Source organism: Bacillus chungangensis (assembly GCF_030812995.1).
Lineage (GTDB): Bacteria > Bacillota > Bacilli > Bacillales > Bacillaceae_C > Bacillus_CF > Bacillus_CF chungangensis.
The window spans coordinates 157,783-180,112 of the sequence record NZ_JAUSTT010000003.1 but is presented as its reverse complement, the minus strand read 5'-3'; the positions used below and the strand labels follow the sequence as shown (position 1 = coordinate 180,112).

19 protein-coding genes and 1 pseudogene are annotated in these 22,330 nt (G+C 35.3%); 16 read left to right on the top strand and 4 right to left on the bottom strand.

Annotated elements, in window-relative coordinates; all coding sequences use genetic code 11:
- Positions 1–143 precede the first annotated feature (143 nt).
- Entirely contained in the window at positions 144–1,586 is a 1,443-nt protein-coding gene (locus J2S08_RS03930) for a glycoside hydrolase family 1 protein (protein ID WP_307226859.1), read from the top strand.
- 92 nt (positions 1,587–1,678) lie between these two features.
- Here the strand turns inward: J2S08_RS03930 and J2S08_RS03925 are convergent, their stop codons facing one another.
- Together J2S08_RS03925 and murB are read right to left on the bottom strand one after the other, a co-directional pair.
- The gene (locus tag J2S08_RS03925; RefSeq protein ID WP_307226858.1) at positions 1,679–2,395 is read right to left on the bottom strand and encodes a metallophosphoesterase family protein; all 717 of its coding nucleotides are present in this window, start codon (positions 2,393–2,395) and stop codon (positions 1,679–1,681) included.
- A gap of 96 nt (positions 2,396–2,491) precedes the next feature.
- Positions 2,492–3,421 (bottom strand): UDP-N-acetylmuramate dehydrogenase, encoded by a 930-nt coding sequence (gene murB / locus J2S08_RS03920; protein WP_370875623.1) that lies wholly within the window; start codon positions 3,419–3,421, stop codon positions 2,492–2,494.
- Between the two features lie 456 nt (positions 3,422–3,877).
- On the opposite strand from murB, the gene J2S08_RS03915 reads away from it, so the two are divergent.
- The 15 genes and pseudogenes from J2S08_RS03915 (at position 3,878) to J2S08_RS03845 (ending at position 18,994) form a co-directional block, all read left to right on the top strand.
- Positions 3,878–4,516 carry a TetR family transcriptional regulator gene (locus J2S08_RS03915; protein WP_307226856.1) on the top strand — a complete coding sequence of 213 codons (639 nt, stop codon included), beginning with the start codon at positions 3,878–3,880 and terminating at the stop codon, positions 4,514–4,516.
- A gap of 2 nt (positions 4,517–4,518) precedes the next feature.
- Positions 4,519–5,058: a GNAT family N-acetyltransferase gene (locus tag J2S08_RS03910; RefSeq protein WP_307226855.1), complete on the top strand. Its 540-nt coding sequence runs from the start codon at positions 4,519–4,521 to the stop codon at positions 5,056–5,058.
- Between the two features lie 256 nt (positions 5,059–5,314).
- Positions 5,315–5,866 (top strand): GNAT family N-acetyltransferase, encoded by a 552-nt coding sequence (locus J2S08_RS03905; RefSeq protein WP_307226854.1) that lies wholly within the window; start codon positions 5,315–5,317, stop codon positions 5,864–5,866.
- A 689-nt stretch (positions 5,867–6,555) separates the two neighbouring features.
- Positions 6,556–8,568: a BglG family transcription antiterminator gene (locus J2S08_RS03900; protein WP_307226852.1), complete on the top strand. Its 2,013-nt coding sequence runs from the start codon at positions 6,556–6,558 to the stop codon at positions 8,566–8,568.
- A gap of 22 nt (positions 8,569–8,590) precedes the next feature.
- Positions 8,591–9,067, top strand: coding sequence for a PTS sugar transporter subunit IIA (locus J2S08_RS03895; protein WP_307226851.1), 477 nt, complete (start codon positions 8,591–8,593; stop codon positions 9,065–9,067).
- Positions 9,064–9,339, top strand: coding sequence for a PTS sugar transporter subunit IIB (locus J2S08_RS03890; RefSeq protein WP_307226849.1), 276 nt, complete (start codon positions 9,064–9,066; stop codon positions 9,337–9,339). Before J2S08_RS03895 ends, J2S08_RS03890 begins: the two co-directional genes overlap by 4 nt.
- Before the next feature lie 185 nt (positions 9,340–9,524).
- Complete coding sequence (locus tag J2S08_RS03885; RefSeq protein ID WP_307226848.1) at positions 9,525–10,865, top strand: PTS galactitol transporter subunit IIC; 1,341 nt, start codon at positions 9,525–9,527, stop codon at positions 10,863–10,865.
- A 27-nt stretch (positions 10,866–10,892) separates the two neighbouring features.
- Positions 10,893–11,813: a 1-phosphofructokinase family hexose kinase gene (locus J2S08_RS03880; protein WP_307226846.1), complete on the top strand. Its 921-nt coding sequence runs from the start codon at positions 10,893–10,895 to the stop codon at positions 11,811–11,813.
- Between the two features lie 10 nt (positions 11,814–11,823).
- Positions 11,824–12,471, top strand: a complete 648-nt coding sequence (locus J2S08_RS03875) for a class II aldolase/adducin family protein (protein WP_307226844.1) — start codon at positions 11,824–11,826, stop codon at positions 12,469–12,471.
- Positions 12,464–12,691, top strand: coding sequence for a hypothetical protein (locus J2S08_RS03870; protein ID WP_307226973.1), 228 nt, complete (start codon positions 12,464–12,466; stop codon positions 12,689–12,691). The genes J2S08_RS03875 and J2S08_RS03870 overlap by 8 nt, the downstream gene beginning before the upstream one ends.
- 154 nt (positions 12,692–12,845) lie before the next feature.
- Positions 12,846–13,504 (top strand): annotated as a pseudogene (locus J2S08_RS03865) (L-fuculose-phosphate aldolase).
- A gap of 280 nt (positions 13,505–13,784) precedes the next feature.
- Positions 13,785–14,834 carry a serine hydrolase domain-containing protein gene (locus J2S08_RS03860; RefSeq protein WP_307226842.1) on the top strand — a complete coding sequence of 350 codons (1,050 nt, stop codon included), beginning with the start codon at positions 13,785–13,787 and terminating at the stop codon, positions 14,832–14,834.
- Positions 14,835–15,729: 895 nt separating this feature from the next.
- Positions 15,730–16,608, top strand: coding sequence for a DMT family transporter (locus J2S08_RS03855; protein ID WP_307226841.1), 879 nt, complete (start codon positions 15,730–15,732; stop codon positions 16,606–16,608).
- A 382-nt stretch (positions 16,609–16,990) separates the two neighbouring features.
- On the top strand, positions 16,991–17,992 hold the full coding sequence (gntD, locus tag J2S08_RS03850) for a guanitoxin biosynthesis L-enduracididine beta-hydroxylase GntD (protein ID WP_307226839.1): 1,002 nt from the start codon (positions 16,991–16,993) through the stop codon (positions 17,990–17,992).
- A 78-nt stretch (positions 17,993–18,070) separates the two neighbouring features.
- Positions 18,071–18,994 (top strand): DMT family transporter, encoded by a 924-nt coding sequence (locus J2S08_RS03845; RefSeq protein ID WP_307226837.1) that lies wholly within the window; start codon positions 18,071–18,073, stop codon positions 18,992–18,994.
- Between the two features lie 299 nt (positions 18,995–19,293).
- Here the strand turns inward: J2S08_RS03845 and J2S08_RS03840 are convergent, their stop codons facing one another.
- Both J2S08_RS03840 and J2S08_RS03835 read right to left on the bottom strand, forming a co-directional pair.
- Complete coding sequence (locus J2S08_RS03840) at positions 19,294–21,576, bottom strand: excinuclease ABC subunit UvrA (protein ID WP_307226835.1); 2,283 nt, start codon at positions 21,574–21,576, stop codon at positions 19,294–19,296.
- 37 nt (positions 21,577–21,613) lie between these two features.
- Positions 21,614–22,054, bottom strand: a complete 441-nt coding sequence (locus tag J2S08_RS03835; RefSeq protein WP_307226833.1) for a MarR family winged helix-turn-helix transcriptional regulator — start codon at positions 22,052–22,054, stop codon at positions 21,614–21,616.
- Positions 22,055–22,330: the final 276 nt, after the last annotated feature.

Sequence of the window (22,330 nt, the reverse complement as noted above, 5' to 3'; positions counted from 1 at the left end):
CACGAAGAAAAAGTGCTCTTCTTTTTCGAGGACGCTCGCGATCTTAGCCTTTGTTCAATTTCTTATAAGTGGGGGATAAGAGAAAACCCCCACTTATGGAAGTTTCACTTTATCCGCCATTATTCATTATGAGGAGGAAAACAATGAAAAAGTATCCTAAAACGTTCCCTGACAACTTTTTCTGGGGAGGCGCAATTGCTGCAAATCAGAGCGAAGGCGCTTATTTAGAAGGCGGCAAGGGACTGTGTGTTGCGGATATCAATCGATTCAATGCAGATGTTGATATTAAAAAGAAATCGAATGAAGAAATAACGATGGAAGATATAAATTTTGCTTTAACTGATAAAGAAGGGTATTACCCAAAAAGAACAGGCATCGACTTCTATCATCGTTATAAAGAAGATTTAAAAATGCTTGCTGAAACAGGGATGAATTCTTTTCGTACTTCTATTAATTGGGCTCGCATATTTCCAAATGGAGATGAAAGTGAGCCGAACGAAGAAGGACTTCAATATTATGATGAACTGATAGATGAAGTCATAAAAAATGGCATGGAACCGCTTATTACTGTTTCACACTATGAAATGCCATTGCATTTAGCTACAGAATATAACGGCTGGTACAACAGAAAAACAATCGATTTTTTTGTTCGCTACTGTGAAGTACTTTTTAATCGCTACAAAGATAAGGTGAAATATTGGATTCTAGTGAATCAAATAAACCTGATTTCTTTTGAATCATTCAATCATCTTGGCATTCCTGCTGATAGGGTTGAAAATCTTGCCGAAGCGAAATATCAAGGTGTTCATCATGAATTAGTAGCATGTGCAAGAGCTGCAAAAATTGCCAAAGAAATCAATCCTAAGATGCAAATTGGGATGATGTTATTTGATGCAATCTCTCATCCAGCTTCCCCTAAACCGGAAGATGTGCTGGCAACAGTGAAAAGAAATCAGATGGAATATTTCTTCTCTGACGTTCTTTTAAGGGGTTATTATCCTAGCTATGCCTACAGATTTTTTGAAGATAATCATATAAATATCGTCTTTGGAGAAACAGATGAGGAAGATCTTAAAAACACAGCTGATTTCTTAACATTTTCTTACTACTATACACGTATTTCCGATGCAGAAAGTGTAAAAAAGAAAAATACTGCGTATATTAATCCAGAGCTTCCGGAAAGCGACTGGGGCTGGTCGATTGATCCTATCGGTTTGCGAACTGCTTTAAATTTATACTATGATCGATACCAATTGCCAATCATGATTACTGAGAATGGCATCGGTGCATATGACCAAGTGAATGAAGACGGTCAAATTCACGATCATTATAGAATTGATTATCTGAAGAAACATATTGAACAAGTAAAAGAAGCGATTGCTGATGGTGTAGAAGTAATTGGATACTACCCGTGGGGCCCGATTGATATTGTCAGTTGTTCGTCATCAGAAATGAGCAAACGCTATGGTTTTATTTATGTAGACAAAGATGATGTCGGAAAAGGAACTTTGGAGAGAAAACGAAAAGACAGCTTTTACTGGTATCAAAAAGTGATTGCCTCGAATGGGGAAAATTTAGGTTATTAAAACATAAAAAACGAACCGCCAAAAAGGTCATACCTGTTTGACGGTTCGTTTTTTTTATTTTGCATTTAGAGAAATGTAGCAATTGTATTCGTTTAAACTTCTTCTATTTTTTTGACCATATACTGCTTATACTCCCCATTTTTTATTTCTAAACAATTCAATTGATGTCCATAAGCACAAGCACCGTCGATACAGATTTTTTTATCGTCGTAAAAAATATCCGGTTTATCGTGCAGCATAATCGTCGGTGTATGTCCATGAATAAATGTTTGTTTAAAAGGGTGATGCTGATGCAAAAAAGGTTCTCTAATCCAAATGAAATCTCTTTCAGTTGATAGCTTCCAATCCTCTTGCGCTGGGTCTATTCCTGCATGGACAAATACATAATCTTCAGTCTCATAGTATAATGGCAAGTTTTTAAGAAAATCAATGATTTCTTTGTTTGCTTCAGCAATCTGCTTGGCCCATTGTATATGTTCAGTATTGGCATTTTCTTCCTTAACCTCTTGAAGGAACGATTTAATCGTTTCGATGCCGCCATTTCTAAAATATCTTTCTCGATGCTCTTCCGGGTTATCGAGCCAATCACATAACATTTGATCATGATTACCTTTGATAGCAATGGCATTTTGTTCTTCCACTAATTCTTTGATTGATATAACAACTTGCTTGCTATCTTTTCCTCTATCAACATAATCCCCTAATAATATGAGCTGATCGACAGCGGAATCATAATCTACTAATGTCAGCATTTGTTTGAATTCATCATAACAGCCGTGTATATCGCTGATAGCTAGTATACGCTTCAATTTATCCACATCCTATACATTTGCTAAAAAGAGAGGTCTAAAATTGCATTTAGTAATAGCTGTTATGATAACATTCTTATACAGTTTTAGACAATATTATTCGGATGATTTTACATCATCTCCGATTATCTTTACTTCTCGTTCAAGTGTAACATCAAACTTTTCTTTTACCGTTTTTTGAACGAATTTAATTAAAGCGATATAATCTTCTGCAGTCGCATTGTCTTTGTTAACGATAAAACCAGCATGTTTTGTTGAAACTTCGGCGCCGCCAATTCTTTTGCCTTGAAGGCCGCTATCTTGTATCAGTTTTCCAGCAAAATAGCCAGGAGGCCGTTTGAATACACTTCCACATGAGGGATATTCTAAAGGCTGCTTCGATTCCCGGCGATAAGTGAGATCATCCATTACAGCTTTAATATCATCATAATCGCCTGGCTGCAAATGAAATGCAGCTTCAAGAACGATATCGCCGTTTTCTGCAATATTACTTGTACGATAAGCAAGTTCTAATTCGACTGCTTTTCGTTTCTTTAATTCTCCGTTGCGATCCACGACAATACAGTAATCTAACACATCTTTTATTTCACCGCCATACGCACCAGCATTCATAAATAAAGCTCCGCCTACTGTCCCAGGAATTCCGCATGCAAATTCTAAACCAGATAATTTTGCACTTAATGCTGCTCTTGATGTATCTATAATTGCAGCGCCGCTCTGCGCAATGATATGATTGTCATTCGTTGTAATAGCAGTGAGATTTTTTAGTGTGATGACGATACCGCGAATACCACCATCTCTGACAATTAAATTCGAGCCATTTCCTAATAATGTGAAATCAATGCTTTCTTGTTTCGCAAATTGAACAATGCGCTGAACTTCTTCATAATTTGCTGGTGTAACAAACAAATCGGCTTTCCCGCCTAGTCTTGTGTACGTATGTTCTTTTAAATATTCATCAATTTTTATATTATTTTTATCTACAATTGCTAATAATTTGTCATAAACTTGACGATAATCAGTCACTTTTATCATTCCTTTTGCAGCATATTCATGATTCATCAACCAAAATATTTATAACATCTTAAATCATAATGATAAAATTCATCTTTATCAACAATTGTTCGTTCTTTCTCTTTTATATCTTATAAAGAGATAACAAAGAGAGTGCAGTCTATCACTTCTCCTTCTTTGAACAGATTCATGAACGTTGATTCTAAAGTGAAAAAAATTTGTTGCACTAATCTACATTGTACCAACAAATGTTGCTAATCAGTATGTTTTATTTGAAAATAAAACGGTTTGAAATTTTCTTTCTAAACAACTTGAAAACGACATTCATGTCTATTATAATTGTTGTGTAAAAACGACATTCATGTATATTTTAGATCTTATCTCAATGTTTTTAATCCATGTAATAGGAATCGTAAATTTTCCGTGAATTGTGTACTAACTTATTATTTAGTAGAAAGGGGGAAAACAATGGCTCCGAGAGTAAGTGAGGATTACAAAAGGAAAAAAAAGAATCAGTTGTTGCAAGCGGCAAGAGACGTATTTATAAAAAAAGGCTATACACATGCTACGATGCAAGACATTATAGATGAAGCGAAAGTATCGCGAGGTGCTCTTTATTCTTATTTTCAGAACATTGAACATGTGTTTATTGAAGTCCTTCAATTTGATGATCAAAATAGCTTCCAATTTTTTGAATCAGCCAATGACTCTTTGATATGGAAACAAATGGTTAATTGGATTCAACTGCAGAAAAAAGTAATAGAGACTATTGATCATTCTCTTTTACAAGCGCGATCAGAATTTTTCTTGTCTTCTAATTACAAACAAAATAAAGCAAACTTTCCATATGTAAAAGAACGTTTTGACCAAGCAACAGAAGTGATCACAGCGTTTATCGAAAAAGGTGTGAAACAGAACGAATTTCAGCCTCGATTATCGTCAGGCGCCATTGCTCGTTTTATTATATTTTTTATCGATGGTCTTATGCTAGATACTTTTCAGCTTGGTTCCGAAAGGACAAACGTTGAAGAACAATTAGAAGCTTTGGAAATTTCGTTGAAGCGGATGCTTTGTCCAGTAAATATAAAGAATGTAGAGGAGCGGTAATGATGTTGTTTCAATCTTCAAGAATAAAATTTAGAAAAATGACTGCGGAAGATGCAGCGCTATATCACGCATGGAGAAACGATATGGAAGTGATGCAATCAACGAACCCATATTTAGATATGTACGATATCGATGCAACGAAAGAGTTTGTAAACCAAGTGATTTTAGGCGGTCCTTCTTCGAAAAGCTATATCATTGTTGAGAAGGAAACAGAGAAGCCAATTGGCATTACATCTTTGATTAACATTGACTATAAAAATCGCAATGCTGAATGCATTATTGATATTGGAGAACGAGCCTTCTGGGGAAAGGGTTATGGGACGGAAACAATGCGATTACTACTGGACTATGCCTTTCTAGAAATGAACTTGCACAGGGTGGCATTAAGAGTATTTTCTTTCAATGAAAAAGCGATCAAGCTATACGAAAAAATGGGCTTCAGGCATGAAGGAAAGGCTCGACAAAGTTTATTTAGGGCAGGAGCTTGGCATGATGTCATACACATGGGGATTCTCCAAGATGAATATTTACGGGACGAGTAATGTTTATTTATCTGGCAATCCCGTCATAAAGGCAACTTAATAAGTTATATCCATATAATTGCTGTAGTACAGCGAGGGAAAAACGAAATAGCCACTTTCTCTTCAAAGTTCTCAAGAAATGGCTTAAGAGAGGTGATGGGCAAATTATAGAATAATGATATAAAATAGCTAAGCTCATTGATTTTTCTTCTGCCGTTCTTAAAGGTATAATAAAAAAACCAATTGAATTAACAAAATCGGGAGGATTGCACAAAATATGAGTCAGCCAAATTTGTTTCCTGTTTTGCAAACGAATCGCTTTATCCTAAGAAAAATTGAAATAGGCGATGCAGAAGAAATATACCATTATTTTTCAATCGATGAGGTTACCAAATATTATGATCTCGATACCTTTACAGACATGAATGAAGCGATTCGTTTAATTGAAAACTGGAATAAAAGGTTCTTAAAAAAAGAAGGGATAAGATGGGGGATTACAATAAAAGAAACGAACAAATTAATTGGAAGCTGTGGCTACCATAATTGGATAAAAGAGCATAGGAAAGCTGAAATCGGTTTTGAGGTTGCTCCATCATATTGGAGACAAGGAGTGATGGCAGAAGTGATACAGCCAATTTTATCATACGGTTTTGAGCAAATGGGGCTAAATAGAATAGAAGCCTTTTATGATCCAGAAAATATTGGTTCAAAAAAGTGTCTGGAGAAGGCGGGATTTATTTATGAAGGAACGCTGCGGAAAGCAGCCTTTGAAAAAGGCCGATTTTGTGATGCTGCAATATGCTCCATTCTTAAAGAGGAGTATGTTTAGTTTTTCGATCACAGAGTTATCGTTGCTTATATGCCTGCATTTTCTAACTGGTAGTATAACTCCTAAGCACTAGGCGGCAGATAACTGAAAGTCAAAAGTCCGATTGATTCAGGCCGACAAGATTTTCTATTTCGAGGAGGCTCATGGTCTTAGTCTTTGTTCTACTTTTTATCAGTGGAGAAAACCCCACAGATGGATGTTTCACTTTATTAGGATTAGCATTTTTGCTCAGAAGTCCGCTAGTGAATAAGCGGCTTACACTAGACCTGAAGCTCAACTTAGCATTTCTTTAAACAGACCGAGAACTAAAGAAGAATATGAAAGAACACAACAAAACCCACTGAGATCATTTCATTTCTCCGTGGGTTTTATTGTGCGCACCGATTCTGAGGAACTGTGAACTTTCTTAAGCGAGACTTCAGTATGTTGGAGATTCACTCGCCTATTAAAATAACTAGCTAGTAAAAAGCTGGAAAAGTCGTTCTTACAAATGACAAAACCATTAATGAAAAATCATTGGCAAGGTGTCTTAGTCAGACGAAGCTCTAAAATTGGCAAAAAGTTATTTTGCTGTACTAAAACCGTTCATCACAATGGTGGATAAGCGTACAATACATTTTGTGATGAAGGGATGAAATCAAGGTCTATTTGGGTGCTATACTTTAAATGAAAGCAAGGGAGGTGATGATTTGGGAGGTGTTAGGAAGAAGCTTTTAACATATTTGATGCTCGAAAATGAAGTAACTTTGAATGAAGTGATGGCAGCAATAAATCTTTCAAATTCTGATGTCACTAATATGATAAATGAAATAAATCAATCCTTTGATAAGGACGTCATCATTTCTGACCAGCAAGGTATTTATATAAGCGAAAAGTCAAAAATGCTTTGTTATAAATCATTTTTTCAAGGTAAAGAAAAATTGTTTACTTATCATGAAGTGAATGTAAGATACAATCTGATTTTGATTGAATTGTTGGTAGACAATGAATATTCTTCGCTGCAAAAATTAGCTGACGTTTGTCTAGTCAGCAAAAATACAATTTTGAATGATATGAAAGCAATTAAAAATGACTTAGAGCGGAAAGGCCTTGATATCGTTTATAGTCGGAAAAAAGGCTATTCTATTACTGGTTTAGAATTTACCATTCGGAACTTGCTAGTAGCTGCCGTTAAAAAAATCCTTCGTTCATCTTCAGGAAGAATTTTGCTTGAAGAAAAAGGACTAATCACCGAGTCTGAAATATTTTTATTAAGAAGAAGATTGGAACGGGTGGAAGCGAGAATAGGGATTCAATTGACAGATGAGCAATTGGACGAACTGCCTTATATTCTTCAACTTGTTATAAGAAGAGCATGCAAATTCAATCGAAAATGGTCATTTAGAATTGAGAAATATGACATCAAAAATACAGTTGAATATCCACAAATTAAAAATATGTTGTGGGATTATCACTGTTTGAACGAAACAGATTTATTATATCTTTCTTTACAAGTGCTATCTTCTAATATGGTTGAGTCAGCCTTGCAAATTTCAGATGGTGATGAAATTTCGGTTGCTACTGAGAAATTTATTCGAAACATTGAAGGCTATTTGGCTATTCGGATTTCTCGAAGATCAGAACTAAGAGAAAAAGTAATTTTACATATGAGACCTGCTATTTACAGAAATTTATTAGGTTTTCAAATAAACAATCCTTTAGCAGAAGAATTTATTAGAGAATACCGAGAAATATACAATGTCGTTCTAAAATCTGTTCATCCATTTGAACAAATTATTCACCATAAGCTTTCTAAGCAGGAAGTCGTTTACCTATCTATGATTGTACTAGGTTGGATATATCAGACAGAGGAAACGGAAGCGATTTTTGAAGCAGTCGTTTTGTGCCAGAGCGGAACATCAATCTCGAAATTATTACTCGTCACGTTGCAATCTATGTTTTCAGATATTGACTTTATTGGTGCATATTCCGTTAGACAATTTGAGCAATTAGAAGATGAAGTCGATTTTATTTTTACAACTGTTCCAATTAAAAGTTCCACAACAACTTTTTTAATCCCTTCAATACTTGATAAGCAAAGCAGAATAGATTTAAAACATCGTGTCACTAAAGAAATGAAAGATAATAGCTATACGATGACAAGGAAGCTTATTTCTTCCATTAGTCATTATATACCTACAGAAAGCATGGAAGAAGTATCCAAGATTGTTGAGAACTTTTTTAGAAGCGGCAATATCGACGTTGAAGATAATTTCAAAAAGAAGGAAGAGCAGTTTATTTTCTCAATTGATCACATCAGCATCGTTGAAAAAAAGATTAAATGGGAAGAACTTGTTATTTTCTCTATGAGATCTTTATTGAAAAGAAAGAGCATTTCACAAAACTATATAAATCAAACAAACATAGTGTTTTTCGAGCAATATGAACAAATGATTATTGCTCCTGATGTATTCTTGCCTCATGTTAGCCCAGAATATGGTGTCTATAAAATGGATTTTCAAGTCGTCATTTTTAAAAATCCTATCAGAACACCGTCAGGAGGCGAAGTGAAAATCGTGGTAGCATTGGCACCTTCTGTAGATAATGAACACGTATCTACATTAATAAGATTAAATAATCTTTTCTTAAATCAGGAGGCACTTTCACAAATTATAGAAGGAAATAATATATTCGCTATAAAACAATTGTTGAATAAGAAATAACTAAATTAGGAGGAACTAGGAAATGGAGTATGCTGACTTATTTCGTGAGGATTTAATTGAAATTGAAGCAGAGTACTCTTCACAACAAGAAATGTTTGAAACTATTTGTAACAATTTATTTGAAAACGGTTTTGTTGCAGAGACGTTTAAAGATGCAATTACAAAACGTGAAGAAGAATATCCGACAGGCATTTTAACAGGTAAGATGAGCATCGCGATACCACATACTGATGTGATGCACGTTCATAAGCCGTTTATATATGTGGTGAAGTTAAAAAAAACACTGCCGTTTATTCAAATGGGGACAACTGATGAGTGGATCGAAGTAGAAAATATTTTTATGCTTGGCATTAAGGTTCCCTCCGAACAAATAGGATTGTTATCACTTATGATGGATAAGCTTCAAAACGAGCAATTTAACAACGGTTACAATATGATTTCATCTCAGAAAGAGATGGAAAAATATTTAAAAAATAATTTTAGGAGTGAGGAAAAATGAAAAAAGTAATTGTAGCATGTGGAAGTGGCGTGGCCACAAGTCAAACAGTGGCATCAAAGGTTAAAAAAATCTTGGAAGACAATCAAATTAGGGCAAATGTAGAGGCCATCGATATCAAATCACTAGAACAGCACATAAAAACGAGTGATATCTATGTTTCCATTACAAAACCAACGAAAGATTATGATATTCCTACTTTGAATGGAATCGCCTTTCTAACGGGAATGGGGATTGAAGAAGAAACAAAAAAGCTAATCAATGCACTTAAATAATCAAGTTATGAAATGGAGCCGTCACTGTTTAATTTAAAATTTAAATACTTGACGGTTTCACGGAATAACCATCTATTCATATATCAATATATTAAACCTAGATATGCTTAATAAAGATTTGACTGGTTTTAATCATCATTTTTATACAAATCATCAAATATAAAACAATAGGAGGAAAGATGGTTATGGATGTTATACAGTCGATATTTGAGTATATTCTGAATTTGGGCGCAGCAGTATTTGTACCAGCGATCATGATTATTATTGGTTTAATCGTACGAATGAGAGTAAAAGATGCAGTAAATGCTGGGATTATTTTAGGTGTTGCATTTCTAGGTATGAACCTTGTTATCGGCTTTATGTTAGAAGCTTTAACGCCAGCAGCGCAAGCATTGGCTGAAAGAACAGGAATACAATTAACAGCAATTGATGGTGGATGGACGACTGCTGCATCGTTGTCTTGGGCTTGGCCATATGCGTTTCTTATGTTTCCTATCCAAATTGTTATCAATGGAATCCTTCTCATTATCAATAAAACGAAAACATTAAACGTTGATTTGTGGAACGTTTGGGGAAAAATTTTTACCGCCGTATTAATCATAGGAATTACAGGAAATATTTATATTGCATTTATAGGTTCAGCCATTACGATCATTTTAGAACTTTTATTTGCAGATTTAAACCAGGCGCAAATTGAAAAGTTAACGAACATTCCGGGTGTAACAGTTTCACACGGTATGATGATTTTTGGCGCCTTTTTAATGCCAATTGATTGGGTTTTAAGACGCTTTAAAGTGTTTAATCGTGAAATGGATGCAAACGCATTGAAAGACCGGATTGGCATTTTCGCAGAGAACCATGTGATGGGATTCATTATTGGTCTTTTGTTGGGATTTGCAGGTGGATATTCAGTTGCAGAATCGTTAATGCTCGCCATGCAAGCAGCTGCGGCTTTAACATTATTCCCTATCATTGCAAAGTTATTTATGCAGGCGTTGGCGCCGCTTTCAGAGGCGATCAATGAGTTCATGAAAAAGCGATTCAAGGATAGAGAAATATTTATTGGGATTGATTGGCCTATTTTAGCAGGGTCTAGTGAAGTTTGGGTTGTGATGACAATCATGGTTCCGATTACATTAATCTTAGCATTTGCTCTGCCAGCAAACGCAGTCCTTCCATTTGCAGGAATTCTAAACATTGGCCTTGCAGTACCAGCTCTCATTGTTACGGGCGGCAACCTACTAAGGATGCTCGTTCTAAGTATCATTACGACACCTGTATTTTTGTATGCATCAACTTATTTTGCAGACATTATTACTGACCTAGCGGAGAGTACAAAGGCAGTGAAAATTGAAAGTGGACAAGTTTTAACATGGAGTACAATTGAATATCCAGATATTCGCTTTATTTTGACTGAGATGGGTCAGTTCAAAGTGTTGGGATTTGCTTTCGCTGTTGCTTGGGTACTAGCTTTTATCCTCTATCGCAAGGAAATGAAAAAACGTACATTGGAATTAAAATCTTAATATGAAGGAATTGGTGGTAACGATTAAATGATATATACAATAACGTTAAATCCTGCCATAGATCGATTATTGTATTTAGAAGAGAAAATGGAAAGCAGAAAAACAAATAGAATAAGAGAGATTGCTTATGATATCGGGGGTAAAGGTACTCATGCGGCACATGTCATGTCTCAATTAAATGTTCATCATCTCGCTTTAGGGTTTATAGGAGATGTCAATAATAACAAATTCAAAAAGATATTAAAGGCAAAGCATATTAAAGATGATTTTACTGTGGTCAGGGGACAGGCAACTAGAGAATGCTATATCATCATTGACAGAAATACAACTGGTACGACAATGTTAACTGAAAAAGGCATGACAGTCAGTGAAGAAGATAAATACGCTTTTATCGAGAACCTAAAAGCGAAAGTCAAGCAAGATGACATCGTGTTAATAGCGGGATCCTTGCCAATCAATTTCACGCTGAATGATTTGAGAAAGCTAATTGGAGTTCTTAAAGAAGCAGGCTGTTTTATTGCATGTGATTTATCTGGAGAAGCATTAAAATTAGCGGTTGAAATGGCAGTTGATTTTATCAAGCCAAATGAATTTGAATTGAACGAACTGAACAGTACCAAGGAAAATACGATCGATTATTTAAAGAATCTAAATAACAATATCCAATATATTGTAGCTTCATTAGGCGAAAAAGGCAGCTATTGTGTACACGATAGAAAAGTGTACAGAGTGTTGCCGCCAAAAGTGAAGGAAGTAAATGATACAGGAGCAGGAGATTGTTTTGTTGGTGCATTTTTATCGGGACTATATAAACATCTTTCCATTCCAGAAACATTAAAACTTGCTAGTGCATGCGCAGCAAGCAAAGTGATGCATCATGATAGCTCAACTTTTAGCTTAGAAGATGCTTTGAGAATGAAGGAGCTAGTGAAAATTACCGAAATATAGGGGTGTTAACATGCTATATCAACAAGAACGAGAAGAACTGGCTAATGTTGTAAAGAAGATGTTTGCACGGTATGAAACCAATACAGCTGGTGGGAATGTTAGTGTCAGAATGAATGAGAATCATATTATTATGACACCGACCCACATGTCTCAGAAATATCATTGTGAACTTTCACCTTATCAAATACTAGTTGTCGATATGGATGAAAATATTGTCGAAGGTGATGGCGGCATCACTCGGGAAATCAACATGCATATGGCTTGCTATAAGGAAAATGAAAAAATTGGCTGTGTCTTGCATGGGCATGCGTTGCAATCTATGGTGTTTGCTACGATGGGAATAGATATGCCTAATCTGACAGAAGCGACTCAAAAACTCGGTGATATCGTTTGTCTTGATTTTGCACCCGCAACAAGTCCTGAGCTGGCGGAAAAAGTAAGAACACACCTTGTATCAAAAGGAAAAGCTGCAGTGACAAATGCTATATTATTGAATAAACACGGTGTTCTCATTACTGATACAGACTTGACGAAAGCGTATGATATACTGGGCCGCCTTGAATACAATGCTTATATTGCCGAAAAGGCTTTGCTGTTTGATAAACTCGGTATTGCAGCAATAGATAAAATCGATCACGATTATAATTTAGATGAATAAAGAAAAGGCACTTATCAATTTGTTGGTATTTTTATCAGCTTTATGCTTAATCATATCTATTTTCACTAAGATGATAATACCAACTATTTTGGCCCTCGCTTTTGCGCTCATTGCACAAAAATATCATCGGAAACGGCATCCAAGAAAGAATCGTCGTTATAAAGAAATACTGCAAGAAAAATATCATCAGACAATAAACGAAAAGCAGATAAAAGATTAATCTATTCCCACGTCTAAGCAGTAGCTATATTGGGACAAGGATAAGATAATGGATCGTGCGAGGAAAAAGCAGCGATCTTGGTTATCCGATTAGGGATGAAAAGCAGCACCTTCCTATCATAACTATTTAACTTTTAAAAAGGGGGTAATACAAAATGGCTTTATTAATAGAAGAGAGGAAACAACTGATTAAATACGGAAAAAAATTAATTGATACGGGATTAACAGTAGGAACTGGCGGCAATATTAGTATTTTTGATAAAGAATCTGGATATATGGCGATCACACCGAGTGGTATTGACTATTATCAAATGAGAGAAGAAGATATTGTGATCATGGATTTGAATGGCAATATTGTTGAAGGTTCACTGAAACCGTCAAGTGAAAATCAGATGCATTCATTCGTTTATCAAAATCGAGATGATGCAGTTGCCATGATTCATACGCATGCTTTATACGCTACAACCATTTCTTGCTTGAATATTGATTTGCCAGCAGTTGATTATCTTCTTGCTCATTCTGGGGGAAAAAATATTAGATGTGCTGAATATGCTACTTATGGAACGAAAGAGTTGGCAGAAAACGCATTAAAAGCAATGGAAGGCAGAAAAGCTGTACTATTGGCTAATCATGGAATAAATGTGATTGGAGGAAGTATTGAAGAAGCATTTGCCATTATGAACAATTGGAATTCTGTGCGCGCCTTTACTGGCAAGCAAAGGCTATCGGGGAACCTGTCATTCTATCAGATGATGAGATGGAAAAGATGGTAAAACGATTTGAACATTATGGCCAGCCTAAAAATAATAGTTAAGGAAATAAATTAATAATATTAGGACTATTCATTAAGATTTATGAATAGTCCATTTTTCATTAAATTTTATGGTCAGATTACGGAAGCAGAGCTTCGAATGTTAATCCGAATCGGAATGTGGAAGATGTGTTGCTAGAACCTGCTGGTCTCTAGCTCATGACATTGATTTTACTAGGATAATATAAATAATTTCCTTTCCTGATTATAATGTGCAGGATTTTTTTCAACTATATCGAAGAAATTACCCTAGTTATCAATTTCGTATGAGGAGAAAAAAATCATGTATATAAAAAGAAAACTTAGCAATCGCTTTGATTTAGTCGCCTCCCATGTAAAAAATACATACGAGTCTCTTAACGCCACAGGAGCGGCAGCTATTGTTATTCATAAAGATAAGATCGTCAAAGAAACCTACTGGGGAAGGCAATCAAAAGCTTTGAATTCAAGAGCTATTCAAGAGGATACACAATTTCATGTAGCTTCAGTAAGGAAAAGCTATATCGGATTTGCTATCGCATATGCAATTCATAAAGGGTATATAGCAAGTATAGACGACCAGGCTTGTCAATACTTGCCGTCAGTAGATGCTGATCTGCTAAAAGGTACAAAGATTAGACATTTATTGACGCATACTCATGGTCTTAGAACAGTCAACAAAAGCATCATCCGTGAGTTTTTACCAGGAGAGAGCTGGGCTTATCGAGATATTTGTGTTGACCTTATTTCGCAAATAATTAAAAATACAACAGGAAAAACAATTGCTGATATTGTTTTTCAACAAGTGATTGAACCGTTGAGTTTAAAAGAAACTGGCTGGTATGGGAAGAGGGAAGAGACATTCGTTGAAGTGATTCGAGAACCTAATGATCCTCATTGGTACACAAGTGATGACATAAATGGAGATAAAATGAATATGTATGTTTCAGCAAGAGAGTTGGCATATTGGGGATATCTTCATTTAAAAAAGGGATTCATTAATGGCAAACAAATCGTAGCTAAAGACATGTTAGATATGGCGACATCATTACAAAGCCCCAAAATGCTTTCTACAGACTTTCCGCAAAACGGATTTTTTTGGTTTGTGAAAGATCTCCCTGCAAAAAATACAGAAATCGGAGAGCTGGTTCCAAAAGGTGCTTATCAAATTCTCGGCTATACAGGAGCAGCGGTTTTAGTTATCCCTGAAAAAGATCTTGTAGTAGTTCGCATGTTTAATAGTTTTGGTTCACCTGCCGGGTTTGATTACTTGGAGGATATTAGATCATTCGGAAATGCAGTGATGGCATGTTTTAATGAGATTAGGATTTCATCCACTATGATTGATACTTGAAATTGAAAGTGAATGATGAGACTTATCAATAAGTTTGCTGTACAAATTCCTATTCTAACTGAAAGATAGGAAACATCATTCTAATAACAATAGATTCAAACGCAATACTTTTTAGATATCGTTATCTAAGAGAAGTTTTTTTATGGATGAGTGAAGGGATAGTGCGAAAACGGAATGATATAAAGGTTTACCAATTAATCCCCATGAAAACGAATGAAAATTTATTTAAATAAAGAAAAAATTTGTTCTCAAAAAAATCAAAAGTAAAACAATTAGAAAAAGAAATTAAAAAAACAATTTTTGTCTTATTTTTATCCCACATCTAACTGGCAGTAAGACCCCCACCTCGGGGAGTAAGAGGAATGGAAGAAGTCTAGGTGGGGGATAACTGCCAGTAAATGTCCGATTGGTTCAACTAACCATGAGTGGGGGATGAGAGAAAACCCCCACTCATAGAAGTTTCACTTTATTTTCAAAAGGTAGAGGTTGAAAATATTTATAATGAGACATTGGAGAAAAAGCTGAATGATACAAACGAGAAGAATTTATCGATCCATATCATCTATGTAGAAGATGAGTATAATTGTTTTTGTAACTCATGACTTAGAATGAGCGGGAAAAGCAAAAATAATGATCAAAATTTAGAGATGACAATAAACAGGCGGCAGACTTGCCGCTTGTTTTGTATGCTACAATTTTTTCTTTATTGTGTTAGAATATTAGATACTGTATAAATAAGGCGGATCATAAAACTTGTCCATTCTTTTTTTATGTTGTTGGGGGTACAGCAACACTCAACCTTAAAATAGAGGACAAGTCTTTTTTTTTATTCGAGGCTGATTTATACTTTTTTAATATAAGCAATATTCAATAAATAAAAGGAGTTTTATGAAAGATGAGATTATTACCGATGTTAAAAATGTCCATTTCGATGGCTATTTTCGGTTCGATTGGCTTTTTTTCTGTCAAAACCGGCTTGCCTTCATTTGAATTGGTTTTTGTGCGCTGCATCTTTGCAACGCTATTTTTAAGCTTTTGCTGGTTTATAACTGGAAAGCATAAACAAGAAAAGTGGAAGAAACGGGAATTCATCCAAATCGCTGTATGTGGCATTTTTCTCGTGTTCAATTGGGTGTTTTTATTTAAAGCATTTGAAATGATGTCAGTGACAGTAGCTATTTCTATTTATCATCTTGCTCCAATCATCGTACTAATGCTTGGAAGCATCGTATTTAAAGAAAAGTTAACACTGTTAGCTTTTGTTTCCATTATCATTTGTTTCGTTGGCACCCTATTTATTATTGGCATTGATTCAAACCTGTCTTACGCTGCATTATTATCTTCAGGGATGGTATGGGCGCTGCTTGCTGCTCTTTTTTACGCCTTTACGACAATCTTAGGAAAAGGGATACAGCATACAAGCGCTTATGCGATGACATTCATACAAACTTTTATAGGCATTTTTATTTTAATGCCGTTTATCGATTTTGACGCATTTACTGGACTGACTCAAAGCAACTGGATTGCCATTATCGCAACAGGATTTATCCATACAGGATTGGTTTATTATTTGTTTTTTGATAGTTTGCGAGACTTATCTACCCAAATGATTTCGGCGCTAGTATTCCTTGATCCAGGGGTCGCTATCCTACTGGATACAGTGTTTACAGGCTTTCGCCCTGATAGTCTACAAATTTTAGGGATTGTTCTCATCTTTGTTGGAATGGCTTTTGCATTAAAAAAACCGAAATCTTTAAAGTTTGAGAAAGCTTAAAATGTGATTCCAATTAATAATCATTAAAAAAAACGTTTTTATTAACTTTAATGGAGTATTTACTGTCTAACAAAAAGCAATTGATTTCATCTTCATTATTCTAATAAATAAAGTAAAGACATCATCATTAAAGTAGTATTTTCTAATGTAAAATTAAGTATAAATCTTCGTAACTGCTGTGGTTAACTATAATTTAGAGGTGCTCCTTTCATTTGTTTATTGCTGTTAAATCAATAATGTCAAAGGTTGGAGCACCAATTGGTGTTAATTTAATTAACATTTAACAAAAAGAATTTAAAGAATTTTTGATTTATTTATAATAATATGGTATATTATTTGTGATTTTCCATTTAAAGAAATAAATATAAAAGGAAGTGTGATCTTGATAAAAACAATTGAAAAACCAGTAATTCTGACACTTAATCCTGATGAAATAGATGAGATTAATGGGTTTTTAGAAAAGTTAGCAGAAAGATATAAAAAGGCCGATGAAGATCAATTTATACGAAATGCTAGTATATACGCTCATTTATTGCCGGAACGAGTGAAGTTCTTTTTGAACGAATTTAGACTCTCAGAAGACAAGAGTGCCTGTGTTATAAGAGGCTATCCAATAGATAACAATGAAATTGGTCTAACACCTTCTCACTGGAAAGAAAGTTCAGTTGTAAAAAGTACAGTAAAGCAAGAAATATTATTTGTCTTATATAGTTCTATAATAGGAGATATTTTTGGTTGGTCAACAGAGCAGGATGGAAAGCTTATTCAAGATATTTTACCGATTAAAGGTGACGAAAAAAAACAATTAAATTCTGCTAGTGAAGAACTCATTTGTTGGCATACAGAAGACTCGTTTCAAACATACGCACCAGAATTCTTAGGATTATTTTGCTTAAAAAATTTTGAAAAAGCAGCGACTACTTTTGCTTCTATTAACTCAATAGAAATTAATGATAAACATAAGAAAATCCTTTTTGAAAAACGATTCATTATTAAGCCAGATAATGCTCATCAAATTCAAAATAATACAATAGTCAATGATTTCAGTACTCCAAAAGCTATAAAAACGTCTGTGTTATTTGGTAGCAAAGATGCTCCTTATCTACGTATAGATCCGTACTTTATGGATAGAACTCAGGAGACAAGTGATGAAAAGGAAGCACTTGATCATTTAATAGAAGAGTTTAATAAAGTGATAGTTGATGTAGTTTTACAACCTGGAGATGCATTTTTCGTTGATAATTTTAGAGCTATACATGGCAGAAAACCTTTTTATGCAAAGTATAACGGAGATGATAGATGGCTAAAAAGAGTGCGTATTGCTAGAGATTTACGAAAATCTAGATCTCAAAGAAACTCGGAAAATGACAGAATAATAAAATAACAAAATAAGATGCGATATAAATCAAAATTGTGATTCATTTTTTATAGAATTTTTTTAATGTAAACAAGGAGGGTTAAAATGAAAGGCTATAAAATACCCTTTCCTCCAACAGTAATTTTATTAATGGGTGTTGTGGCAATTTCTTTTTCATCAATATTGGTCAAATGGTCTGCTGCTCCTGCATCTATATTAGGGATGTATAGATTGCTTTTAACAGTTATAATGTTATTTCCATTCTTACCATGGAAAAAACTTAACAAAGTGTCTAAAGATATAAGTAGAAGAGATTGGTTTCTTTTATTTATTTCTGGTTTGTTTTTAGGATTACATTTCTTATTTTGGATGGATTCGTTGAAGTATACTACAGTTGCTAGTTCAATGATTCTAACAACTTTAGAACCTGTTTTTGTAATGATAGGGGCTTATTTTATTTTTAAAGAGAAAACAAACATTTTCGGGATATTAAGTATACTGATAGCTATAACAGGATCAATCATTATTGCTTCAGGAGATATCGGTCTTTCTTCAACAGCCCTATACGGTGATTTCCTATCCATTCTTGGTACTCTTGCTGTTGCTATTCATATGCTAGCAGGACAAGATTTGTGTAGAAAAATTCCTCCTTCAATATACAGCTTTTTTGTATTCTTAATTGGAGGAATTATTTTGTTTTTTTACAACATCATTAATGGTTTATCACTGATTGAATATCCAGTTCATGATTGGTGGATATTCTTACTGTTGGCTTTAGTCCCTAATATTTTTGGTCATGTACTATTTAATTGGTTGTTAAGATTTGTAGATGCTACAACTATTTCAATGGGGGTTTTAGGGGAGCCAATAGGAGCAATTATTTTAGCTTACCTATTACTAGGAGAAACAACTTCATTATCACAAATAATTGGTGGGATATTAGCAATAATTGGTGTTGGCATGTTTTTAAAACATAAATCTTCATCGAACTTGGAAATAAGTAATGAAGTTATTAATCCTAATAATTAATTATAGTTGGATATCATTAGCATTTCTCATACAAAAGCCTATTACAATTTTTCTTTTGTTAATTATACAATGTTAAAATCTTTATAAAATTATAAAAGTAAAAGAGAGACTAAGTTATCTTTTTTGGTTTTCATTTCAATGTTCGATTGTATGCTTGTTATTAAAAAATAAAATTTTTAATTAGTAACTCTTTAGTGAAAAAGGTTAATCGTCAAATTTTGTTTACGTAGTGGACCTATTATTTACAAATAGAACTCGGAGAGAAAAATCTTCTTTCCGAGTTTTTTAAATGTCTAGCTTTAACGAAGATGTTTTTTTAAATAGCGTCCAGTAATAGATGATTCGCTATTCACAAGGTCAGCAGGGTAGCCGGTAAACATGATTTTGCCGCCAGCATGACCTGCACCGGGTCCAAGATCAACGATCCAATCAGCTTGACTAATCACATCAAGATTGTGTTCGATTACGATCAGTGTGCTGCCGTTATTAACAAGCCGGTTCATCAGACCGATGAGACGCTCAACATCAGACATGTGCAATCCAGTGGTCGGTTCGTCAAGAACGTAGATTTGTCCGCTATTCTCCAGCTCACTAGCGAGTTTCATCCGTTGTCTTTCACCACCTGACAGAGTATGAAGAGGCTGTCCAAGAGTAATGTAATCTAATCCGACATCACAAAGCCTTTCTAAAATTGGCTTGATATCTTTTTCATAAAAGAAAGTTCTCGCCTCGGAAACAGTCATTTCTAGCACTTCGCTAATGTTTTTGCCGCGCAGGCGAAGCCCAAGCACTTCGTTAGTGAAGCGGCGGCCTTGGCATACTTCACAGATACTGGCGATCGGGTCCATAAAAGCCAAATCTAAGTACGTCATGCCAAGTCCTTTGCACTCTGGACATGCACCCTCAGAATTAAAACTAAACAAAGATGCACTGACATTGTTTGCTTTAGAAAATAAGCTCCGTATTAAATCGAGCATGCCGGTATAAGTAGCAGGGTTGGAGCGCTTTGAACCGCGTACAGCACTTTGATCAATGAATATTGCTTCAGGATAGTATTGTGGCAGCACCCCATTTATGAGCGTGCTTTTTCCTGAACCAGCTACACCTGTAACAACCGTCATGACGTCTTTCGGAATCGCAACACTTACATCTTTCAGATTGTGCAGTGAAGCATGCTCGATCACAAGAGAACCATGAGATTGTCTAGGCATCGTCTTCAGATGAGGACGTTGACTCAAGTGCGTTCCGGTTAGTGTATTAGAAGCAGCCAAACCTATGAGATCACCTTCGTACACGACCTCGCCTCCGTTTGTTCCCGCTCTAGGCCCCATATCAATGATGTGGTCAGCAATCGAAATGACATCGGGATCATGCTCAACAACAAGAACAGTATTTCCTTTATCGCAAAGACGTTTAAGAAGCGTGTTAAGTTGATGAACATCACGAGGGTGAAGTCCGATGCTTGGTTCATCAAAAATGTATGTAATATCTGTTAGACTGCTGCCAAGATGACGAACCATTTTTACCCGCTGTGATTCACCGCCAGAAAGAGTAGCTGTTTCTCTATTAAGACTAAGGTAGCCTAAACCAATGGAATCGAGATGTTCAAGACGTTCAATAATAGCAGATACCATTGTCCTTGCTGATAGTTCCTCAATTGTACGCATCACTCCTATAAGATCACTGACCTGCATAGCTGTACAGTCTGCAATATTTTTACCATTGATTTTGCAGCTTAAAATATGCGGATTGAGCCTTGCTCCCTTACATTGTGGACAAACTTCTCTTGAGACGATAAAATCAATTTCTTTTTTATAACGGCTTCCTTCTTTAGATTCTTTTGTTAGAAAGCTCCGTTCGAATCTAGGAATGATGCCCTCATATTTAGCGGTCTTAGGCCATTCAACATATGGATTCGTTAGCTTTATATCCGTTTTGTATAGGAGGGTATGCCATTCTTCATTTGAATACGCTCCTAATTTCTTATCATTATCGAATAAACCAGAGAAGGCATAGCGTTTCCATCGCCAATCACCAGGTCTAAAAGTGGGAAACTGTATCGCTCCTTCATTAAGTGACTTGCTTTTATCGATAAGGCGATCAATATGAATAGTGGCTGCCTTCCCAAGACCATCACATGTTGGACACATTCCATGAGGATTATTAAATGAAAAGACATTTGAGTAGCCGACAAAAGGTTGACCAATCCGCGAATACAGTAGGCGCAATAGCGAATAAATATCTGTTATCGTACCGACAGTGGATCTAGCGTTTCCGCCAATTCGCTTTTGATCGATGACCATTGCAACTGATAAATTTTCAAGTGAATCAACATCCGGCTGCCCATAATGTGGAAGTCGATGGCGAACAAAACTTGTAAATGTTTCATTGAGCTGGCGTTGAGATTCGGCCGCAATCGTGTCAAAGACAAGCGAAGATTTCCCAGAACCAGATACACCTGTAAAAACAGTAATTTGTTTTTTCGGAATACTCACTGTCACGTTTTTTAAATTTTTTTCTCTTGCTCCGACAACATGGAGTACGTTGTGAACATCTTTCGGTTTTAATTTATTCTTCTTCATTTTTATCTCTCAGTCCTATATGATTTCTTTTCGGAAACTATTTTTTCATATGATCTTCATTTAGAGCCGAAGCTATTTTTTGACAAATTTCAGTAAAAATACATTGCTCGCCAGGTGTAAGAACAGAGGCGGCAATCGTTGCAGATTCATGACGGCTTTTTGCAGCAGATGCAAGGAATGTTTTTCCCTTTTCCGTAAGTGCTGTCAGCTGTTCTCGTTTATCTTTCCCACACTGTGTTTGATTAATTAGTTGTTTATCTTTTAAAATTCTAAGGTTTTTTGATGTACTTGATCGTGACATGCCAAGCGATTTACTCAAAACGGAAGGCATCATTGGCCCCTGAATGCGGAGAAACTCCAATACATCATATTGTGCCCATGTGACTTGTTCGGGATTTATTCGTGTACGTCTAGCAATAAGGACACATTGCAAGTATGATAACGCGTTTTCCAGTTCACTAGGTTGGTTTCGCTCCAATTGTAAGAATCCTCCTGTCTGTGTATGTATCATTTAAGAAGTTTATCATAATAGTTTCCTTTTGGAAACTATTTTCGCGATGCTTATCAAAGGAAAGGGATGTTTATTAAACCTGCATTTACGCAATCTTGAAGTGTAGGGAGAATGGAGTAATTGGGAGTAATGGTGCAAGAATTGTACAAAAGCTGCAGTCGTTTTTAGCTTGTGAGGCCACTGTATGGGAAATAACATATGAAGGGAACAGATGTTTTAAAAATGTTTTAAGCCTGTTTTTGA

Coding starts and splice junctions, on each gene's coding strand:
- J2S08_RS03930 (WP_307226859.1), top strand. CDS start 144: ATGAAAAAGTATCCTAAAACGTTCCCTGACAACTTTTTCTGGGGAGGC.
- J2S08_RS03915 (WP_307226856.1), top strand. CDS start 3,878: ATGGCTCCGAGAGTAAGTGAGGATTACAAAAGGAAAAAAAAGAATCAG.
- J2S08_RS03910 (WP_307226855.1), top strand. CDS start 4,519: ATGTTGTTTCAATCTTCAAGAATAAAATTTAGAAAAATGACTGCGGAA.
- J2S08_RS03905 (WP_307226854.1), top strand. CDS start 5,315: ATGAGTCAGCCAAATTTGTTTCCTGTTTTGCAAACGAATCGCTTTATC.
- J2S08_RS03895 (WP_307226851.1), top strand. CDS start 8,591: ATGGAGTATGCTGACTTATTTCGTGAGGATTTAATTGAAATTGAAGCA.
- J2S08_RS03890 (WP_307226849.1), top strand. CDS start 9,064: ATGAAAAAAGTAATTGTAGCATGTGGAAGTGGCGTGGCCACAAGTCAA.
- J2S08_RS03885 (WP_307226848.1), top strand. CDS start 9,525: ATGGATGTTATACAGTCGATATTTGAGTATATTCTGAATTTGGGCGCA.
- J2S08_RS03880 (WP_307226846.1), top strand. CDS start 10,893: ATGATATATACAATAACGTTAAATCCTGCCATAGATCGATTATTGTAT.
- J2S08_RS03875 (WP_307226844.1), top strand. CDS start 11,824: ATGCTATATCAACAAGAACGAGAAGAACTGGCTAATGTTGTAAAGAAG.
- J2S08_RS03870 (WP_307226973.1), top strand. CDS start 12,464: ATGAATAAAGAAAAGGCACTTATCAATTTGTTGGTATTTTTATCAGCT.
- J2S08_RS03860 (WP_307226842.1), top strand. CDS start 13,785: ATGTATATAAAAAGAAAACTTAGCAATCGCTTTGATTTAGTCGCCTCC.
- J2S08_RS03855 (WP_307226841.1), top strand. CDS start 15,730: ATGAGATTATTACCGATGTTAAAAATGTCCATTTCGATGGCTATTTTC.
- J2S08_RS03845 (WP_307226837.1), top strand. CDS start 18,071: ATGAAAGGCTATAAAATACCCTTTCCTCCAACAGTAATTTTATTAATG.
- J2S08_RS03840 (WP_307226835.1), bottom strand. CDS start 21,576: ATGAAGAAGAATAAATTAAAACCGAAAGATGTTCACAACGTACTCCAT.